This is a genomic window from Niameybacter sp. (assembly GCF_036655075.1).
Lineage (GTDB): Bacteria > Bacillota > Clostridia > Lachnospirales > Cellulosilyticaceae > Holtiella.
The window spans coordinates 32,160-53,312 of sequence record NZ_JAVVQU010000009.1 but is presented as its reverse complement, the minus strand read 5'-3'; the positions used below and the strand labels follow the sequence as shown (position 1 = coordinate 53,312).

Below are 21,153 nucleotides of genomic sequence, written 5' to 3'. Positions count from 1 at the left end.
ATAATATGGATAATTTTTCCTATTTTAGTATCAATTTTGATATCTTAATTAACTGATTTCATATTTTATCAGTTTAATCTTTTGGCCATTTTTAATAATTTCCGTTAGCTTCACATACTCTTGTACAACCTTACCTATTACATTCACTCTATAATCCCTAGGTAGCGCCTCTCTTATAACTTGAATTTCTCCAGAATATCTTCCATAGTGCCTATTGTCGCAAGTAATACTTCCAACTATACGTTCTAAGCAATTTATAGGTTCTATGAGTGTCCCTTGTGTTGCAAATTCTCTAGACTCTTGCAAACGATAGGCACATTCCGGTGAATCTATTCTAATGGTAAAGACTTGCTCATATAAGGATTCAAATGACTTCTCGAGCATACACGGCAAGCTCACTATATGGGTAGTTTCATACACTTCTATCATTTGTTGGTCTAAAGGCTCTAAGGCTAAGTCTGATAGTAAAATGTTGTCCATAGCCATCCCAAGGCTCATCTCAAAGTAACTCACTGCAGTAGGCAAATAGCGTTCACTTTCTACAGTTGGAAGTCCTTGATAAATAGGCCCTCTACTTTTCTTATGATTAGGGATGAATCCAAAGACTTGGATGAACTCTTGTTGTAACCTCTGATTAATGGCTGTAAATTGTTTAGAAGATAGGCCTGTGTATTCTCTAGGGTAGTAGTTATGAATAGCAAAAATATCTTTTGAAACTTGTTTTAATTTTTGTGCTAAAGCACTATCTACTGTAGATGCATTAAATACAATTGGAAATGACTTAGCTAACGCCATCATCTCTTCATCATTAAATCCGTAATCTATTCGAATCATATAAAGTTCAAGTCGCCTCGCTAACTTGACTATATCTGCTTCCTTGAATAATTCTAAAGTTCTTTTTGAAACATCTCCTATTACTTTGAATCCCTGTTCATTCAACCACACTAACATGTCTGTCGCCTGTTGCACATACGCCTCATTCATTTCCTCTGCTATATGCAATGAAGTGAAAATATAAGTCTCCTTATTTTTGAGTGTTGCTAAAAAAGCTTTTTGTTGTGGAAAAGTAGATATATACACTGAATAACCCAAATAGCTCATCTTTTCTCCCCTATTCCTTTTCTAACTGTGTTTTCCCTATGTTTCGATAGGCTTGGTCATAACTATGATTAATATATGCTAAATAAAGCATGTCTACCATACACAATTGTGCAAGTCTAGATGTCATTGCCCCACTTCTTCTCAAAGGTTCATTAGATGCAATATACAGATTATGGTCCGCCAATGTGGCTACTTTAGATTGTCCAAAGCGAGTAATAGATATAAGTGTAGCCCCTACTTCTTTAATTTGTTCACTACACTTCACCATCTCCTCGGTTTGTCCTGAATAGCTAAATACTATGGCTAAATCATGGGGCTTCATGTTACGTGCTTGCAAAATTTGCAAGTGATAGTCTTCAAAGGCTAGACTTAACTTCCCTACACGCATCATTTTCTGCTGCAAATCTTTTGCTGCTAGAAAAGAGGCCCCTATGCCAAAGATATAGATTTGTTCTGCCTGCGTTAGGAGCTTAATACACGTTTCAAATACTTCTAGGTCTATGAGGCTCTTTGTCTCTTCAATAGAGATAATATGTCTATATGTAATTTTATCTATGATGTCCTTACTTTTTTCCTCCTTGGTCAACTCATTTTGTTCAGGTATTTTTGTACTTTCCCTCAATGTAATTTCTGCAATTAAATCTTGCTTAAATTCTTTAAAGCCCTTGAATCCAATTTTTTTGACCAATCGTATGACTGTGGATGCAGAGGTATAAGCTTCTTTAGCCAACTCATGCACACTCATTTTCACTACTTGGTCCATATGATTTTGAATATATTCAATGAGTTCTTTTTCACTATCACTTGCAAGTCTTTTATACTCTTTTAACCTAGTCCGTACTGGTTTCATGATGGCTCCTTATGATTGTTTCAAATGGTCATTCTATTTGTTAACTCTAATTATACTAAAGTAACTTATACATTTATATAGTTGTACAAAATATTCAATTTTATTTTATCTCGATGTACTTTTATCTTTATAATTTTTTATTATCTATGAGGATCATAGCGGTATTTCTCCTATACACAAAAAATACCGCTGCTCTAATTCACCTCTATCAGCTAAAATAAGAGAGCGGAATATAAGACTAATTGTTACATTAGTTTTATATCCCGCTCTCTTATCAATTGCTTTATCTACTTTTTGTATAACCTTTTATGCATTTCGCAATAACAACTTATGCTATTTTCTATTTACTTTCTTTATAATCAGCTAAATAAGCACCACAGTTTGCTTCAAAGTCTTGAATAATAGATTCCACAGTATCCCAGCTGTCTATAGTAGCACCACCTGCTAAGAAGTGCCCCCCACCACCATACTTAGCTGCAATTTCATTGACACGTGGCCCAATTGAACGGAACTCGCACATAATCTTTCCTGTTGTAGGTACTTCTGCAAAGAAGTGCCAGTTAATCACGCCTTCAATATCTTGAAGTGTATTGACCATTCTAGCTGCTACCATATAATCCATTTCATATTGCTCAATAATCTCTTTTGGAATTTTTAGAACGGCTACACCATTTTCACGTACTTCAAAGTTACTATAAATGTATCCCATAAACTTAACTGCATTCATTTTACGTTTATAGAAAGCAGCATAGAGAGGTTTTGTATTTAAGTCATATGTTAAATGCTCCATCTTCTTAAACACATTAGTTGGATTCTCTAAATATACAAATCGTCCCGTATCAGCTACAATGCCAATATAAAGTGCTTCTCTTGCTACTTTATTAATCTGTAAGCGCTTGTCACATTCTAAGAATAAATCTAAGAGCATAAGGCTCGTAGCTGGATAATTAATATCTACCCAAGCAAGGTTTGCAAACTCTTCACCAAATGAATGGTGATGGTCAATCTTAATCACATAGCCACACTCTGAATAACTTTGATCATCTACACGATGTGCATCGCCTATATCTAATAAGATTGCTAAACAATCCTTGTTAATATTCACTTGACTTGGGTCATCCATTACACCAATATAAGCTAAGTCTGGATTATGCTTACCCATTAAATATACCTTTTTTCCCGGGAAACTTTCTTCAATCATATTTTTAAGTGCTACTTGTGCACCATAAGAATCTGGGTCTGGATAGACATGTCTATAAAGTGCTATTGTATCATATGCTTCAATTTTATTAATAATCTCTTCGATAAGTGTCTTATTCATATTGATTTCTCCTATATTCTATTATATCCATCTTCACTTAAGTTTCTTCTGCTAGCTTTAAGCTATGTATCATTAAGGGCATCCTAATCATGTTATGCCTATTATAAAAGTTTATTATTCAATAAGGAAGTATTTGCTTTCTTACTCAATAAAGGAGTTGTCCCTTCGGACAACCCCTCTACAATTAAACTTTTATGAAAGACTATTGTCTTTGGATTGATGTACCAACTTCTGATACAGACTCTTGAATGAATGTATCCATATCTGCAATGTTACCTGTTACGTATGCTTCAAATTTTTCTTGAATGGTGTTACGTGCAGATTGAGCATTGTTAATAGCTGGTGTGTAGTAAGCATATTGTAATGCAAGTTGTGCTACTGGGTATACTGTTGCAAATGCTGCATTAGGATCAGCTAAGATACTTGTAATCGTTTCTGTTTGTGCTGCTGATTTACGAACTGGAAGATATCCTGTTGCTGCTGCAAATTTTGCTGTGTTTTCTGTGTTTGTAGCAAATTTAATAAATTCATATGCTCCATATTGTTCTTGTAAAGAAACATCATTTGTGATAAATAATGAGCCACCTTGTTGGATAACTGCTTTATCTTTACCTTCGAAGTATGCTGGTTCTACAGCCACAAGTTCGAATTGACCATTTGTATCAATGAATGATGCACCTGCAGATGAACCTTGGTACATTAACATTTGTTGATTGGAGAATGGTCCAGATAAGAAACCGTCTTCACCTGGTGTACGGAAGTAACCATTTTGAACTTGTTCTTTGTAGAAGTCCATATATGTTCTAACCCATTCGTTGTCAACATTGATTGTTCCATCAAGTTCTACGAAGTTCATACCCTCTTCTTTAAGTGTTGATATAAATCCATTTGAACCACTATCAAATCCGAATCCTGGGATACCAAGTTGTTCTTTAGATGCTTTTGATACTTCTGCTAATTTTTCCATTGTCATACCTTGAATATCTTCTACAGTGTAACCGATTTTTTCAAGTAAAGTTTTATTTACATAAATAACTTCTGTTGATTTTGTCATTGGCATACCATAAAGTTTGCCCTCTTCCCATTGAGCTACTTCACTAATGAATGCTTCAACAAAATCATTTTGAAGGTCTGGTAAAATACCTACTTCTGGATGAGCAGCGAATGCACCCATATCATAAATTTTACCTTCATTAATTAACCCTGTTGCAAGGTCAGGATAGACATTAATAATTGCTGGCAACGTATTTGATTGTGATGCAGCAATTACTTTTTTATTCATATCATTTACTTTACCTTGTGGTATAGCACTTACTGTAATGTTCATATCATTTGTTGCATTGAACTCATCAACAATTGCTTGAAGTGTTTCTTGTTGTTTACCTGACATATAGTGCCATAACTCTACTGTTACAGGTCCTGTCATCTCTGGTAATTCTACAACAACTGGTGCTGTTCCTGTATTTCCAGCGTCTGGATTTGTTCCACTTGAACATCCTACTAATGCAGATGCAGTCATAAGTGCTGCCATAGCAGATGCGAATACTTTTCTTTTCATTTGTTTCACCTCATAATAATATTAGTTTAAATGCTATTTATATAATTTTATATAAATTTTAACCTTTAACGCCGCCTACTGAAATACCACTCATAATCTTCTTGTGTAAGAAAATGTAAGCAATCATAACTGGTAATGTAATAATAGTCGATGCTGCCATTAATAATTCATAACGATTTCCTGCATCTGATTGGAATGCTGTAAGACCGTTAGAAAGTAGACGCATACTTTCTTTATTCGTTACAAGAAGTGGCCATAAGAAAGAGTTCCATGAGTTAATCCCTACAAGTATACAAATTGTAATAATTGACCCTTTTGCCATTGGCACTATAATGCGCCATAGGAATTTCCAGTCATTTGCACCATCTACTTTAGCTGCAAAGTAAAGTTGCTTTGGAATTTTTAAGAAGAATTCTCTTAACATATAAATATAAAGTACGTTTGCCATATAAGGTACTACTAAGGCTTGGTACGTATCCATCCATCTTAATGCTGAGATTGTTTTAAAGTTTGTAATAATTAGTACTTCTCCTGGAATCATCATAGAAGCTAAAAAAAGTGAGAAAATAAAGTCTCTCCCTTTAAACTCAAGATGTGAAAAAGCAAAAGCTGATAAAATGGCAATAATAACTGAACTTATAATACTTAATGCTGTGACAATAAGTGTATTGATAAAGTATCTGCCAAATGGTGCCATTGTTAAGGCAACGCTGTAATTGTTCCACATAAACTCATTTGGAATAAGTGTAGGTGGTGTTTGAATCACTTCAAATCCTGACTTTAATGAGGACGCTATCATCCAATAGAATGGAAATAACGTTACAATAGCAAAGATTGTAAGTAGAAAATATTTTAGTGCTACTTTTAGGTTCATTTTCTTTTCCATAGCGTTCTCCTTTTAATAATGAACTTTATTACTTGCAATAGTTCTTTGGATAAGTGTTACTGTTAAAATGATAACAAGTAACACAACTGCTGCAGCAAAGGCAAGTGGGAAGTCTTGGTCCCCGTAGAATCTATCAATAATATACATTACAACTGTAGATATACGACCATTAAGCGTACGTCCATTAAAGAGAACAAATACTTCTGTATATACTTTGAAACCAGCAATTAAACTAATGATATAAGTATAAAGAATAATTGGAGATACTAATGGTATTGTAATCTTTCTAAAGATAGTACTATTTGTCGCTTGGTCAATTTTAGCTGCTTGGTAATATTGTGGATTAATAGATGCAATACCTGTTGTTAAAATAAGGGTATTGAATGCCAAACTCTTCCATACAGCAAAAATAACTAAAGCAGGCATAGCCCAATTAGGGTCTGAAAGCCAGTTAATAGGGTTGATCCCTATAAGTCCTAATAAGTGATTAATAATCCCATATTGACTATTGAATAGCCATGACCATACAACACCAATGGCTACAAGACTTGTTACATAAGGTAAGAAGTAGATACTTTGGAATACACCTTTTATTTTTTCATTTTTTAAGTTTGCTAATGCATTTGCAAGAATTAAACTTAATCCTACAGATAATAAAGGTACAATCGCCGCATATACAACTGTGTTAAGAAGCGATTGAATAAATCTTTTATCTTTAAATAAATACCCATAGCTACCAAACCCAAAAGAATAACCTGCTGCTTTTGTTTCATCAAAGCTGAATACAATGGCATTGATAATAGGATAAAATACGAATACACCTAAAATCACAAGGGCTGGTAATAAGTATAAATAACCTTTATAACTTTTACTTCCTTTTTTGTTTAGCATTTTGTAATGAACTCCTCTGTTTCAGTATCAAATACATAAGCTTTACCTACTTTAGGTCTTATTTTAAGTGTTGTCCCCTCTTCAATCATAAACTCTTTGTCTACAAGCATTTTGAAGGTTTCACCTTTAAATCCTAAGGTAAGTAGTCTTTCACGACCTAAAACTTCAACAGTTTCAACAACTGTTTCAAATCCCTCTTCACTTACTTCCATATCTTCTGCTCTAAAGCCTAAGTCTACAGATTTTTTATTTGTTGGAAGTCCATTAAATACGCAGTGATCTACCTTTGCAGTTCCATTGTTTAAGTCAAGTCTAATAAAGTTCATTGCTGGACTACCAATAAATGAGGCCACAAATTTATTACATGGATTCATGTAAATCTCTGTTGGTGTAGAAACTTGTTGAATACGTCCATCTTTCATTAAGATAATTTGGTCAGAAATACTCATAGCTTCTTCTTGATCATGGGTTACAAAAATAGCTGTTACACCTGTTTCTTGTTGAATACGACGAATTTCTTGACGTGTTTCTACTCTTAACTTTGTGTCTAAGTTTGAAAGTGGCTCATCAAGTAAGAGATTTTCTGGTTTTTTTGCAAGGGCGCGCGCAATCGCCACACGTTGTTGTTGCCCACCTGAAAGTTGACCTGGTTTACGATCTAACAAACCATCAATTTTAACGATTTTTGCTACTTCTATAACACGTTTTTCTGCTACTTCTTTATCCCATTTTAAGTTTTTAAGAGGGAATAAAATGTTTTCTCTTATTGTCATGTGTGGATAAAGTGCATAGTTTTGGAATACAAGACCTATACCTAGTTTTTCTGGTTCAAGGCCTGTTACATCACGTTCACCAAAGTAGATTTTTCCACTTGCAGGCTTATGAATTCCACAAATTGTAAAAAGTGTTGTAGACTTTCCACATCCTGATGGTCCAAGTAATGAAATTAACTTACCTTTTGGAATCTGGATAGTTAAGTCATTAATAGCAGTAAAATCTCCAAATTTTACTACTAAATTTTCTAATCTAATTCCCATTTATTCGCACCTCATTTGTTATAATGTTGTTAAAGTTCATATTAGATTGGCTAATTCATGACATATGTCATCTTTTTTATATACGTATCTTATATTAATAGATGGTTTCCATAAAGTCAATCACTTCATGAATAATGTTCCAAATTATATGCTACTCCAACCTTTGTCTTGTGTAACACTTATTTTATGACACTTCTATTTCTTTATTTGTTAGTATTATAACTTTTTCCCTTTTTCATGTTATTAAATTAAAGTTTTTTTACCCATTTCAACTCTTTATCATAAAAAGGCAAAATAAAAACGTGCAACTCTATCTATTTTGCACGTTTTTACATTGCTTATTCACTTTAGACTATTCTTATTTTTTGATTTCAACATCTTCTTCTAATTCCTCATCTACAAATCTAAAGTCTACTGTACGAGTAAGGCGATTGGTATTTAACACCTCTACTTTTACAGGATCACCTAGTCTATAAACTTTCTTAGTATGCTCTCCAATCCATCTTAAACCTGGCTCATCATAAATGTAGTAGTCATCATCCATCTCACTCACATGGACTAAACCTTCTACTGTATTTGGAAGTTCTACATAAACACCCCAAGAAGTAGTACCTGTAATAACACCATCAAATACTTCTCCCACAAAGCCTTCCATATATTCAGCCTTTTTAAGCTTAATGGTTTCACGCTCTGCCTCTTCTGCTCTTCTTTCACGTAGAGAAGATTGTTTAGAAACAGTATCTACATGGTCAAACATCTTTTGTTCTTTCTCACCTTGCATCTTACCATGTAAGTTGTACTTAATGATACGGTGAATTTGAAGGTCTGGATAACGTCTAATAGGTGATGTAAAATGACAGTAGTACTTAGCTGCAAGACCAAAGTGTCCTGTACATTCCCCGCTGTAACGTGCTTGCTTCATAGAACGTAATAATAAACGACTAATGATATTTTCTTCTGGTTTATCTTCTATCATCTCTAAGATTTTTTGCATATCTTTTGGATGTGTCTTTGCTTGCCCCTTCATGTTGTAACCAAAGTTAGTCAAGAACTCATTGAGAGATGCAATCCTTTCTGGATCTGGGTCCTCATGGGTACGGTATACAAAAGGCTTTTCTTGCCAGAAGTAGTCCTCTGCAATGGTTTCATTACAAAGCAACATAAACTCTTCAATAATACGTGTCGCTACGTTACGGTCATAAGGCTTGATATCAATTGGATGACCGTCTTTATCTAAAATGACCTTTGTTTCCTCAAAGTCAAAGTCTACAGCACCTCTTTTTATACGTTTCTCTCTTAAGATTGCTGCAAGCTCTTCCATTGTTTCAAACATTGGTACAAAGTCTTTGTATCTTGTAATAAGCTCTTCGTCATGATCCATCAAAATTTTCTTAACTTGTGTGTAGCTCATACGCTCATCAATTTTAATAACAGTCTCTGCAATTTTATGCCCTTGTACATGCCCATTAGCATCTACTTCCATTAAGCAACTTAGTGCTAGACGGTCTACTCCTGCATTAAGGGAACAGATTCCATTACTTAACTTATGAGGAAGCATAGGGATTACACGGTCTACAAGATAAATACTTGTGCCTCTTTCAAGGGCTTCCTTATCTAGTGGTGACTTTTCTTGTACATAGTGCGTCACGTCTGCTATGTGTACCCCAAGTTCAAAGTGACCATTGTCTAACTTTCTAATGGAGATGGCATCATCTAAGTCTTTAGCATCTTCCCCATCAATCGTTACCATAGGTACATGTCTAAGATCTAGACGCCCTTTCTTATCTCTATCTGCGACTTCAGCTGGTACATCTTCTATCTCTTTCATCACTTCTTCTGGGAATTCAGTTGGTAAGTCAAACTGATAGATAATAGATAGGATATCTACTCCTGGGTCATTGATATGCCCTAAAATAGATATAATCTTACCTTCTGGATTGCGCTTTTCCTCTGCCCAGTCAATAATTTCAACAAGTACTTTATGCCCTGTTACAGCACCTTTTGAATATTTTTTAGGAATAAAGATGTCTCTGGCATATTTGTTTTCATCTGCAATGACAAACCCAAAGTTTTGACTTTCTTCATATCTTCCAACAATACATTGTGGACCACGTTCAATAATTTTTATAATTTCACCTTCAACGCGTTTGTCCCCTACTGCTGGTTTTGTGATGCGGCACATAACTGTATCCTTATGGAGCGCTCCATTGACATTGCTTGCTGAGATGAAAATATCTTTTTCCTCACCCTCTACTGTCACAAATCCAAATCCTTTGGCATGCCCCGTAAAAGTACCTGTCATTAAATTCAAAGTTTTTGGGACTACAAATTTACCTCTTTTATTACGAAGTAGTTTACCTTCGGCAATGAGATCTTCTAATATTTTTTCTAAAATAGGTCTATCTTCTTGTGATACATGAAAAAACATCATAAACTCTTTTATTTTAAGGGGTTGATACTGTGGTAATCCGATAAATTCTAATATTTTTTGTTTACGTGTTTCGTAAATTGTTTCATAATCCTTTTTGGACATTAAGTCACCTCTTCCATATTGCTTCAAAGCCTATTATATATTATTTTTAACATCTATACTAATTTTTATTACACTCTACCTAATAAAATTAATATTAAATGATTATATTCTCATAAAAGAAGGTCTACACCATCATTAGTGTAGACCTCTTCCTAATTTTTAAGCATCAAATTTCATTTTTATATAAGATTGAATCAATTTAACTGTATTATCAATGCCAAGTGTCCCTGTATCAATTGTCAAATCATATTGTGTGGCATCTTTCCATTTAAATCCTGTGTAATTTGTATAGTAATTTGAACGTTCCTTATCTACTCGCTTCATTTCCTTTTCGATATTCTCTACTTTTGTGAAGTGGTAAACTTCTTGAATCATGGTCTTCTTAAATACTTTATCTGCGTGTAAAAAAACTGAAACCGTACGTGGATGATCTTCTAATATTTTGTTAGCACAACGTCCTATAAAAACACATGAGGATTCTTTTGCCATCTTCTCTATCAAATTCACCTGTGTCACATAAAGGTCATTATTCGTTAAGCTATAAAAGTAACAAGGTACAGCCATACCATGGTAACTTCCCATATTGATACTTGAAGTTTGCCAAATAGACGGTGCCTTTTCATCAAATCCCTTAAGGTGCTCTTCTGTAACCCCCATTAATTTAGCTGCTTCAGTAAGTATAAGTCTATCTACAAATTTCATATTTAAAGCTTCTGCTAACTTTTCCCCAACAAGTCTGCCACCACTTCCAAATTCTCTATTGATTGTAATTGTAACTGGTTGTTTCATACTAACCCCTCCACTCTATATAACTTTCTCTATTATGTTTTTACATTGCATTATTTTATCCTTTAATATATTATATACCAAATCTACAATTTTCGCATCTTTATTAGTATATTAAATAAATTTATATTAAATTTCAAAATTAACAATATCTCTTACTCTTCCTATAAGTTCGTGATTTATCCTATCAAAAAAGCTCTCCAAATGGAGAGCTTTTTGCTTACTACGTATTGAATGTATTAGATGAGTGTTAAGACAACTGCTAATACAACAAAGAGTCCTGCTGTAATCTTTGTCCATGTCTCAAACTTACCTTCTAAAGTATGCTTTTTGTTCTTGTTCCAGTAACTCTCTTGGTTTGTAGCAAATGCTGCGCCAAGACCTGCTGACTTACCTTCTTGAAGTAATACAACAACAATAATTGCAAGTGCAGCGAGCACATAAACACCTGTAAGAACCATTTTTAAAATATCCATGGTTTTGCCTCCTTCTTACCTTCATACGTTTTACACTTATTCTATCATAGCATAGGCTTGTTTAAATTGCAATAAACGATATATCACGCTTTTCTTACAATTTACTGTCATCTATTGCCATCAAATAACTTTCAATATCACCAATAATATTTTTAACACAGCCATCAGCAAATGGTGAAATAAGCCCACCAATTTCTACAATTTCTAAGAAGGATTTTGTCCCTCCGACTTTACAAGTCTTAAGGTAGTCCTCCCATCCTTTTTCACGGTCTTCGTTCATTTTTTTCCAAAATTGAAGGGCACAAATTTGAGCTAATGTATAGTCAATGTAGTAGAATGGTGAAGCAAATATGTGGCCTTGCTTAAACCACCATGCTCCACGTTCTAGAATGTCACATTCATTGTAATCTTTGTGTGGTAAATATTGGTTTTCTAGCTTACGCCAAGCTGCCTTACGCTCTGCTGGTGTCATTTCTGGATTTCCATAGACAATGTGTTGGAATTCATCTACTACGATTCCATAAGGAATAAACTTGATTGCACTACTTAAATGTTCATACTTATATTTGTCTACATCTTCCCCAAAGAAATTTTCCATCCAAGGCCATGTGATAAACTCCATACTCATAGAATGAATTTCGCAACTTTCATAAGTTGGGAAGTATAGGCCTGGCACATCTATCCAACGAGAATTATAAACTTGGAAAGCATGTCCTGCTTCATGCGTCAAGACATCCACATCTCCGGAAGTACCGTTGAAGTTTGCAAAAATGAATGGTGTTTTGTAGGAAGATATAAGCGTACAATATCCACCTGCTTGCTTGCCTGGCTTTGTCTCTAAGTCCATAAGTTCATTTTCTGTCATAAAGTCAAAGAACTCTTTTGTTTCTGGTGAAAGTTCACTATACATCTTCTTCCCATTTTCTAAGATGAAGTGTGCATCTCCCTTTGGTGTTGCATTACCTGTTTCAAACACAAAATCAATATCATAATAACTTAGTTTAGAAAGCCCTAATCTTTTTGCTTGTTTGTCATAAAGCTTATTTGCTACAGGTACAATTTCTTCTAATACTTGCTTTCTAAAAACTTTAACCATCTCTTCATTATAGTCTGTACGATTCATCATATGATAGCCATACTCTATATAGTTTTTAAAACCTAGTTTCTTAGCTTGTCTATCACGTACTTTGACCATTTTATCAAAGATGGCATCAAATTGTGCTTCATATTCTTCAAAGAACTTATAATAGGCCTCACTTGCACACTTACGCGTCTGTCTATCTTTTGCAATCATAAATGGGCGCATACTTGATAAGTTATACGTTCCACCTTCAAACTCAATTTCTGCTGAAGCAATCAACTTATCATACTCAGTTGTAAGTTTATTGAGTTCTTGCATTTCCTCTAAAATAAGGTTAGAAAAAGTTTTCTCTCCATTTTCTAGAATATCAAAATATTGTTTGCTAAAAGTTTCTTCTAATGCGTTTCTATAAGATGAGTTTAAAAGGACTTTTTCAAGTGCTTTCATTTGTTCTAAGTAAAGAGGCATATACTCATCCCAGTATTCACTTTCTTGTTCATAAAAGGCATCTTTGGTATTAATAGAATGTCTCACCTCTACCAAATCATTACATGTGTAGATTTCATTGATATAGTGATGTGCCTCTTTGATTTTTGCAACTTGCTCTTCACTGCTAGTGGCATTTGCAACCGCTTCTGTCATCACTTCCAACTTACTTTTAAATACTTCAAAATCTGGTCTTTCATACTTAAGCTCTGAGAATTTCATAGTTTTTAATTCCTTTCTAAACCTATAAGTTTTCATAATTTTATTATAAATGAATCTACTCTATCTAACAACTAGCAAAAAATAAGCCTAAAAGTATTTTAACTTTTAGGCTTATTCACTATTCGTCGCATTTTTAATTCTAAACTTAGTCTTCGTCTTAAGAGTGTTATGTTATCTAGTGAGGTTAAAGAAAGAACGAAGACCTCTATATTCTGCTACTTCATCTAGTTCTTCTTCTATACGAAGAAGTTGATTATATTTCGCTGTACGGTCAGAACGTGCTGGCGCCCCTGTCTTAATTTGACCTGCATTAACCGCTACTACTATATCTGCAATAATCGCATCTTCTGATTCCCCAGAACGATGCGATACCACTGATGTATAGCCTGCTCGGTTTGCCATTTCAATCGCATTAAAGGTTTCTGTAAGTGTACCGATTTGATTCACTTTGATAAGAATAGAGTTGCCCACTTTTTTAAGAATACCTTTTTCAAGGATTTTTGTATTGGTTACAAATAAGTCATCCCCAACAAGCTGTATACGGTCTCCTAGCCTTTCGCTAAGGAGTGCCCAGCCTTCCCAATCCTTTTCACCTAAACCATCTTCAATGGAGATGATAGGGAATTGGTTTACAAGATTTTCGTAGTAATCTACCATTTCTTCTGATGTACGCACAATTTCAGTACCTTTCATCTTGCTTTCGCCTTTGAAATAATACTTGCCGTCTGCATCATTGTAAAGTTCTGATGCTGCAGCATCCATTGCAATACGTACTTCTTCTCCAGGTTTATAACCTGCTTTTGTGATTGCTTCTACAATAAGGCTCAGAACTTCTTCTGATGTTGCAAGGTCTGGTGCAAAACCACCTTCATCACCTACACCTGTAGCTAAACCTTTGTCATTAAGTACTTTTTTCAGTGTGTGATAAATCTCAGCACACATACGAAGTGCTTCTTTAAAGGAAGTTGCCCCTACTGGCATAATCATAAATTCTTGAAGGTCTACTGTGTTATCGGCATGCTCACCACCGTTTAAGATATTCATCATAGGTACGGGAAGCACTTTTGCATTGATACCTCCTAAGTATTGATAAAGAGGCATGCTTTGTGCCTTTGCAGCTGCTTTTGCCACTGCCATAGAAACACCTAGTATAGCATTTGCACCTAATTTACTCTTGTTTGGCGTGCCATCTAAGTCAATCATAATTTTGTCTATTGCAGCCTGATCAAGGGCATTCATACCTATAACTTCTTCCGCAATGATATCGTTGACATTCTTAACGGCTTGTTGTACACCTTTCCCTAAGTATCTAGACTTATCTCCATCACGAAGCTCTATGGCTTCTAGTTCACCTGTAGAAGCGCCTGAAGGTACGATGGCGCGCCCAACGTAATCTCCCTCAACGACTACTTCTACTTCAACTGTTGGATTCGCTCTAGAGTCTAACACCTCTCTTGCAAACACATCCAAAATCTCAATGTAACCTTTCATATGCATATGACTCCTTTCGGCCTACATGATTATCGTGTTCTATTCTATCCACTTTCCATGTAAATCATACGAGAAACCACTAACTATTATGCAAGATTATCATCTTTACTTATCCAGATACTTTATCTTGCCCATAAAGTATCTTTACCTAGAAGCGCTCAGTACCCTTTTAATATCTTTATTACTACGGTCTTATTCTTACAAAAGTCACTACGTTATCTTGTGCTTCATTTCTTCCTAAATCGCTATGTCATCCCTCTGGGCCATACTCCTTCAAGACTACCTAGTGCTTTGGTTCAAGTAACTTCTATCTGTCTTTTCTACGACTTACACATGCTTACATACAATCACTTACATTATTTAACGAGTAAAGATTCCCCATCCATTTCTGCTGGTTGTTCCATACCCATCATTTCAAGTAAAGTTGGTGCGATGTCAGCAAGCTTGCCGCCTTCTTTAAGTGTCACACCTTCTTTGTAGTTTACAAGTACAAATGGTACTGGGTTAGTCGTATGTGCTGTGAAAGCTCCATTTGTTTCATAATCTTTCATTTGTTCTGCATTCCCATGGTCAGCACAGATAAATGCATAGCTATTTGTTTGTTCGATCGCAGTAATTACATCATCTACTGCTTTGTCTACAGCTTCGATTGCACGAATTGCTGCATCCATATCCCCAGTATGACCTACCATATCTGGGTTAGCAAAGTTACAAATAATCATATCGTATTTGTTTGAACGAATTGCATCTTCTAATTTAGAAGATACTTCAAATACACTCATCTCTGGTTGAAGGTCGTAAGTTGCAACTTTTGGAGAAGATACAAGTACACGGTCTTCGTTTGCGTATGGTTCTTCTACACCACCGTTGAAGAAGAATGTAACGTGAGCATATTTTTCTGTTTCAGCAATACGAAGTTGAGTTTTACCTGTATTTGCAAGGTACTCACCAAATGTGTTAGTAAGTGTTTGTGGTGTAAACGCTACTTCCTTATTGGCAATTGTAATATCGTATTGTGTGAAAGTTACAAAGTGAGTTTTCACTCTATCTCTTTCAAATCCTTTGAATGCATCATCACAGAATGCACGAGTCAGTTCACGTGCACGGTCAGGACGGAAGTTAAAGAAGATTACTGAGTCGCCTTCTTCTACTTTTGCTACTGGCGCACCATCTTTAGTGATAATTGTTGGAAGTACGAACTCATCGTTTACTTCTTGAGCATAAGAATCAGCAATAGCAGTTACTGCATCAGTTGCTACTTCACCTTTTCCGTTAACGATTGCATCGTATGCTTTTTCAACACGATCCCATCTGTTGTCACGGTCCATAGCATAGTAACGACCAGATACTGTAGCGATTTCGCCTACACCGATTTCTTTAATTTTAGCTTCAAGTTCAGCTGTAAAGTCTTTACCTGAAGTTGGTGCTGTGTCACGGCCATCTAAGAATACATGTACATATACTTTTTCAACGCCAAATTTCTTTGCCATTTCTAAAAGTGCGTAAACATGTGTATTGTGGCTATGTACGCCACCATCTGATAAAAGTCCAAGTAAATGAAGTGCTTTATCATTATTTTTTGCATTGTGCATCGCACCCACTAATGCTTCGTTTTCGAAGAAATCTCCGTCTGCAACAGCCTTTGTGATACGTGTAAGTTCTTGGTATACAATACGTCCAGCACCCATGTTAAGGTGACCTACTTCTGAGTTACCCATTTGTCCATCTGGAAGACCTACCGCCATACCACTTGCGTAGCCTGGTACTGTAGGGTATTTTGCCATGATTGCATCAATGTTTGGTTTTTTAGCATTTGCAATGGCATTGCCATCTTTTAAATCATTAAGTCCAAACCCATCAAGGATAAGGAGTAAAGTTGTTTGTTTATCCATTTTGAATCTCCTTCTAAAAGAGGGTCTTATTTGTAGTTAACGATTGAAGCAAATTCTGGTTTAAGACTTGCTCCACCTACTAAACCACCATCGATGTTGCCCATGTTGAATAACTCGTTAGCGTTAGCACCATTTACAGAACCGCCGTATTGTACACGAACTTCGTCTGCAACTTCTTGTGTGTAAACTTCTGCAACAACTTGACGGATTGCAGCACATACTTCTTCTGCTTGAGCTGAAGTAGCTGTTCTACCTGTACCGATAGCCCAGATTGGTTCGTATGCAATAACAACTTTTTTAGCATCTTCTGCTGTTACATCTTTAAGTGCGATTTTTGTTTGAAGACGTACAAGGTCGATTGTTACACCTTGTTCTCTTTCTTCTAAACTTTCACCAACACATACAACTGGTACTAAGTTGTGTTCAATAGCTTTTAATGTTTTTTTGTTAACTGTTTCATCTGTTTCAGCGAAGTATTGTCTTCTTTCTGAGTGACCGATTACTACATATTTAACACCAAGTTCTACTAACATGCTTGGAGCGATTTCGCCTGTGTAAGCACCGTTTTCTTCGAAATGCATATTTTGAGCACCTACAGCAATGTTTGTATCTTTTACAGCTTCAAGTACAGCTGGAAGACATACATATGGAGGACATACTACTACGTCAACTTCATTTGTATTAATTTCATTTTTAAGTGAATTGATAAGTTCTACAGCTGTAGCTGGAGTCATGTTCATTTTCCAGTTACCTGCAACGATTTTTTTACGCATAAGTAATCTCCTTTTTAAGTCACTAATGACTTTTATCCTTTTATAAAGAAAGTTAAAATTTGTAAGTTATGAATAGAGGTGACGAATACTCTAGCTCATGAAAGAGATAGAGTACTCGCACTACCCCTTAAATTATTTATAAATAATTTAAGCTTTATTATGTTTAACTTGGATTATTTACATCCACAGTTGCATCCGCAACCTTTATTATCAGCTGCAGCAACACCTGGAAGTTCTTTACCTTCTAAGAACTCTAAAGATGCTCCACCACCTGTTGAGATATGGCTCATTTTATCAGCGAAACCAAGACGTTTAACAGCATTTACAGAGTCTCCTCCACCTACTACTGTTGTAGCATCTTCAAGGTTAGCTACAGCGGCACATACTGCAAGCGTACCTGCTGCAAAGTTTTCGAATTCGAATACACCCATTGGTCCATTCCATACAACTGTTTTAGCACCAGCTAAAGCAGCTTCGTACATTTCAATTGTTTTTGGTCCGATATCAAATCCTGACCAACCAGCTTCGATTGTTTCTACTACAGCTCTTTCTGTGTCGTTAGCAAATGTTTTACCAACTACGTGGTCAACTGGAAGAAGGAGTTTAACGCCTTTTTCTTCAGCTTTTTTAACCATTTCTAAAGCGTAATCCATTTTGTCTTCTTCAAGAAGTGAGTTACCAACTTCTTGACCTTGAGCTTTAAGGAATGTGTACGCCATACCACCACCAATGATAAGTGTATCCACTTTTTCAAGAAGGTTATTGATAACAGCAATTTTATCAGAAACTTTAGCACCACCAAGGATAGCTACGAATGGGCGAACTGGCGTTTCAACAGCTTCGCCTAAGAATTTGATTTCTTTTTGCATTAAGTAACCTACTACGTTATCTTTACAACATTTTGTTACACCAACGTTTGAACAGTGTGCACGGTGAGCTGTACCGAAAGCATCGTTTACGAATACTTGGTTTTCGCAAAGAGCAGCTAATTCTTCTGCATATTTAACAGCAGCTTCATCTTTACCGTATTTTGTTTCTTCTGCTCTGTAACGTGTGTTTTGAAGTAATAATACTTCGCCATCTTTAAGTTCAGCAGCAACTTTTTGTGTTGCTTCACCTGTAACTTGTGCGTCGTCAACGAATTTAACATCTAAGCCTAATCTTTCTGTAAGAGCCGCAGCAACTGGAGCTAAAGAAAGCTCTGGTTTAGCTTCTCCTTTTGGTTTACCAAGGTGTGAGCAAAGAATAACTTTTGCACCTTGTTCTAATAATTTTTTGATTGTTGGAAGTGCACCATCGATACGGTTATAGTTTTGGATAACGCCTTCTTTAAGAGGTACGTTAAAGTCACAACGTACTAATACTTTTTTGCCTTGAAGGTCTTTAAGATCTTCAACTGTTTTTTTGTTTAACATTTGTGTTGCTCCTTTCAATATGTGTTTGATTTTAAATTTATATGTGAATTAAAATGGATAAGATTTTAATTTTTTTCAAAGAAAAAAGGGCCGGTCCTATAATCCTTACAAGACCGGACCCTTTTAGGATCTTGTTTACAATAAATTATTTGCTAAGTTCAGCAAAGTATTTAATTGTTCTAACCATGTTGCTTGTGTATGAGTTTTCGTTGTCATACCAAGAAACAACTTTTACTAAAGTTTTGTCGCCAAGTTCAGTTACTTTTGTTTGTGTAGCATCGAATAATGAACCGTATGTGCAACCGATGATATCTGTTGATACTAATTCTTCTTCTGTGTAACCGAATGATGGTGTAGCAGCAGCTTTCATTGCAGCGTTAACGTCTGCAGCTGTTACTTTACCGTCTACTACAGCAACTAATTCTGTTAAAGAACCTGTTGGAACTGGTACACGTTGAGCAGCTCCGTCTAATTTACCAGCAAGTTCTGGAATAACAAGACCGATAGCTTTAGCAGCACCTGTTGAGTTAGGAACGATGTTACAAGCAGCAGCACGTGCTCTTCTTAAGTCACCTTTTGGATGAGGACCGTCTAAAGTCATTTGATCACCTGTCCAAGCATGGATAGTTGTCATGAAACCTTTTTCGATTTTAGCAATGTTGTTTAATGTGTTAGCCATTGGAGCTAAACAGTTTGTTGTACATGAAGCAGCTGAGATAATTGTATCTTCTGCTGTTAAGATGTTTTCGTTTACGCCGAAAACAACTGTTGGAAGGTCGTCACCAGCTGGAGCTGAGATAACAACTCTTTTAGCACCTGCATTGATGTGTGCTTGAGATTTTTCTTTTGATACGTAGAATCCTGTACATTCAAGAACTACGTCTACACCGATTTCTCCCCATGGAAGATCTGCAGCATTTCTTTCAGCGTAGATTTTGATTTCTTTACCATCTACTACGATTGAAGATTCTTTTGCTTCTACTGTTTCAGCTTTAGCATATCTACCTTGAGCTGAATCATATTTTAATAAGTGTGCTAACATTTTAGGATTTGTTAAGTCGTTGATTGCTACTACTTCATATCCTTCAGCACCAAACATTTGTCTAAATGCAAGACGTCCAATACGTCCAAAACCGTTAATTGCTACTTTTACAGCCATTGATACATCCTCCTTAAAATAACTATGAATATTATTTTTTATATACAAAGCGCTTTCATTAGTATGTAACCTAACTAGCGAATTGATACCTCTATCATTTTTTTGGCAGCTCCTTCATCAAGAATAAGGTAACTGTCTTTAAGTAATTCTTTTGTAGCCAATAATGCCACTGCTTTTGACGAACCACCTGCAAGTACTACTCTTGTTGAAATACGTTTAACCATTTCTAAATCCAACCCAATATTGGTTGCACTATAGATGACTTCACCTTTTTCATCAAAGTAATATCTGAAAGCTTCTGCCACAGCACCTTTATGTTGGAGCAGCGCGATAACTTCTTGTGATTCATTCCGTCTTTTAGCCATTTTCATAGCATCGCCCAAACCCAATATAATCATATCTGATTTTGCCATTTTTTGCAATGTTTTTTGGATATGAGGCTCTTGTTTGATTGTTTCAATAGAATTTGCACTTAAATTATCTGGAATATTTAAAACTTCATGCTTTCCATTAATCTTTTTCGCAAATTCTCCCGCTAATATATTAGCTTGATACTCCATACGTTTGCCTATACTTCCTCGAGCTGGAATGATTGTTGTACGAGTGGGTTCTTTCTGCTTTGCAGGCATAAGCTCTACCATTTTAGCAATAGTACTGCCTCCTGTTATAGCAACAACATCATCCTCACCTAATAAACTTAATACTAAATTGCTTCCCGCCTTCCCAATCTGCCATTTGGCACTTTCATCTTGGTCTACATTCCCTGGAACAATCGTAACTTTTCTAGCACCTATTAATATTTCTATTTCACTTTCAAGTGCACTTAGTGCATGGAGCGTTTGTAATGGCTCGTATAACTCATCTAACAACACTTTGCCACTTGTGGTCACAATCATTCCACTATGTGCTACTTCTATAAGCCCTTGCTTATTAAGTAAATCTGTAGCTGTTCGAATCGTTCGTTCTGAATATGTAGTAAGGTTTGCAAGAAGTCTTCGACCTATAGGCTCATTTTCCAAAATTGTTTGTAAGACAGCATACCTTATTTTAAAATCTTGCATACCTTCGGGGATAATTTGTTCTAGTCTTAGCATGGTATCTTTCATTTCAATCACCTTGCGGGACTTTTTCCGCCCCGTTATTTTATTTTGTTCCCACTCCTACATTCTATCCATTTATACATGATTTTTCAAGA

17 protein-coding genes are annotated in these 21,153 nt (G+C 35.6%); all 17 read right to left on the bottom strand.

The genetic code is table 11. The annotated features are described in order from the left end of the window. Positions 1-48 precede the first annotated feature (48 nt). Positions 49-1,101: a MupG family TIM beta-alpha barrel fold protein gene (locus tag RRY75_RS04230; RefSeq protein ID WP_332494529.1), complete on the bottom strand. Its 1,053-nt coding sequence runs from the start codon at positions 1,099-1,101 to the stop codon at positions 49-51. Positions 1,102-1,111: 10 nt separating this feature from the next. Further along, the gene (locus RRY75_RS04225; protein ID WP_332494527.1) at positions 1,112-1,951 is read right to left on the bottom strand and encodes a MurR/RpiR family transcriptional regulator; all 840 of its coding nucleotides are present in this window, start codon (positions 1,949-1,951) and stop codon (positions 1,112-1,114) included. Positions 1,952-2,291: 340 nt separating this feature from the next. Next, positions 2,292-3,272, bottom strand: a complete 981-nt coding sequence (locus RRY75_RS04220; protein WP_332494187.1) for a DHH family phosphoesterase — start codon at positions 3,270-3,272, stop codon at positions 2,292-2,294. A gap of 202 nt (positions 3,273-3,474) precedes the next feature. Next, positions 3,475-4,830: an extracellular solute-binding protein gene (locus RRY75_RS04215; RefSeq protein ID WP_332494186.1), complete on the bottom strand. Its 1,356-nt coding sequence runs from the start codon at positions 4,828-4,830 to the stop codon at positions 3,475-3,477. 58 nt (positions 4,831-4,888) lie between these two features. Further along, complete coding sequence (locus tag RRY75_RS04210) at positions 4,889-5,716, bottom strand: carbohydrate ABC transporter permease (protein ID WP_332494184.1); 828 nt, start codon at positions 5,714-5,716, stop codon at positions 4,889-4,891. A gap of 12 nt (positions 5,717-5,728) precedes the next feature. Continuing rightward, positions 5,729-6,607 carry a carbohydrate ABC transporter permease gene (locus RRY75_RS04205; protein ID WP_332494182.1) on the bottom strand — a complete coding sequence of 293 codons (879 nt, stop codon included), beginning with the start codon at positions 6,605-6,607 and terminating at the stop codon, positions 5,729-5,731. Next, complete coding sequence (locus tag RRY75_RS04200; RefSeq protein ID WP_332494181.1) at positions 6,601-7,644, bottom strand: ABC transporter ATP-binding protein; 1,044 nt, start codon at positions 7,642-7,644, stop codon at positions 6,601-6,603. Before RRY75_RS04200 ends, RRY75_RS04205 begins: the two co-directional genes overlap by 7 nt. Positions 7,645-8,002: 358 nt before the next feature. After that, positions 8,003-10,177, bottom strand: a complete 2,175-nt coding sequence (gene rnr / locus RRY75_RS04195; protein ID WP_332527892.1) for a ribonuclease R — start codon at positions 10,175-10,177, stop codon at positions 8,003-8,005. Between the two features lie 159 nt (positions 10,178-10,336). Then, positions 10,337-10,966, bottom strand: coding sequence for a cytidylate kinase-like family protein (locus RRY75_RS04190; protein WP_332494178.1), 630 nt, complete (start codon positions 10,964-10,966; stop codon positions 10,337-10,339). Positions 10,967-11,202: 236 nt separating this feature from the next. Then, a complete protein-coding gene (gene secG, locus RRY75_RS04185) occupies positions 11,203-11,439 on the bottom strand; it encodes a preprotein translocase subunit SecG (protein ID WP_332494176.1) in 237 nt (78 codons plus the stop codon). Positions 11,440-11,533: 94 nt separating this feature from the next. After that, positions 11,534-13,228, bottom strand: coding sequence for a M3 family oligoendopeptidase (locus RRY75_RS04180; RefSeq protein WP_332715765.1), 1,695 nt, complete (start codon positions 13,226-13,228; stop codon positions 11,534-11,536). Positions 13,229-13,399: 171 nt separating this feature from the next. Then, positions 13,400-14,719: a phosphopyruvate hydratase gene (eno, locus tag RRY75_RS04175; protein WP_332492650.1), complete on the bottom strand. Its 1,320-nt coding sequence runs from the start codon at positions 14,717-14,719 to the stop codon at positions 13,400-13,402. Positions 14,720-15,075: 356 nt separating this feature from the next. Continuing rightward, positions 15,076-16,611 carry a 2,3-bisphosphoglycerate-independent phosphoglycerate mutase gene (gene gpmI, locus RRY75_RS04170; protein WP_332492652.1) on the bottom strand — a complete coding sequence of 512 codons (1,536 nt, stop codon included), beginning with the start codon at positions 16,609-16,611 and terminating at the stop codon, positions 15,076-15,078. Positions 16,612-16,637: 26 nt separating this feature from the next. After that, the gene (gene tpiA / locus RRY75_RS04165; RefSeq protein WP_332492654.1) at positions 16,638-17,384 is read right to left on the bottom strand and encodes a triose-phosphate isomerase; all 747 of its coding nucleotides are present in this window, start codon (positions 17,382-17,384) and stop codon (positions 16,638-16,640) included. Between the two features lie 173 nt (positions 17,385-17,557). Next, a complete protein-coding gene (locus tag RRY75_RS04160; protein WP_332492656.1) occupies positions 17,558-18,799 on the bottom strand; it encodes a phosphoglycerate kinase in 1,242 nt (413 codons plus the stop codon). A gap of 145 nt (positions 18,800-18,944) precedes the next feature. Then, complete coding sequence (gap, locus tag RRY75_RS04155; protein WP_332492658.1) at positions 18,945-19,958, bottom strand: type I glyceraldehyde-3-phosphate dehydrogenase; 1,014 nt, start codon at positions 19,956-19,958, stop codon at positions 18,945-18,947. Between the two features lie 74 nt (positions 19,959-20,032). Continuing rightward, the gene (locus tag RRY75_RS04150) at positions 20,033-21,064 is read right to left on the bottom strand and encodes a sugar-binding transcriptional regulator (RefSeq protein WP_332492660.1); all 1,032 of its coding nucleotides are present in this window, start codon (positions 21,062-21,064) and stop codon (positions 20,033-20,035) included. Positions 21,065-21,153: the final 89 nt, after the last annotated feature.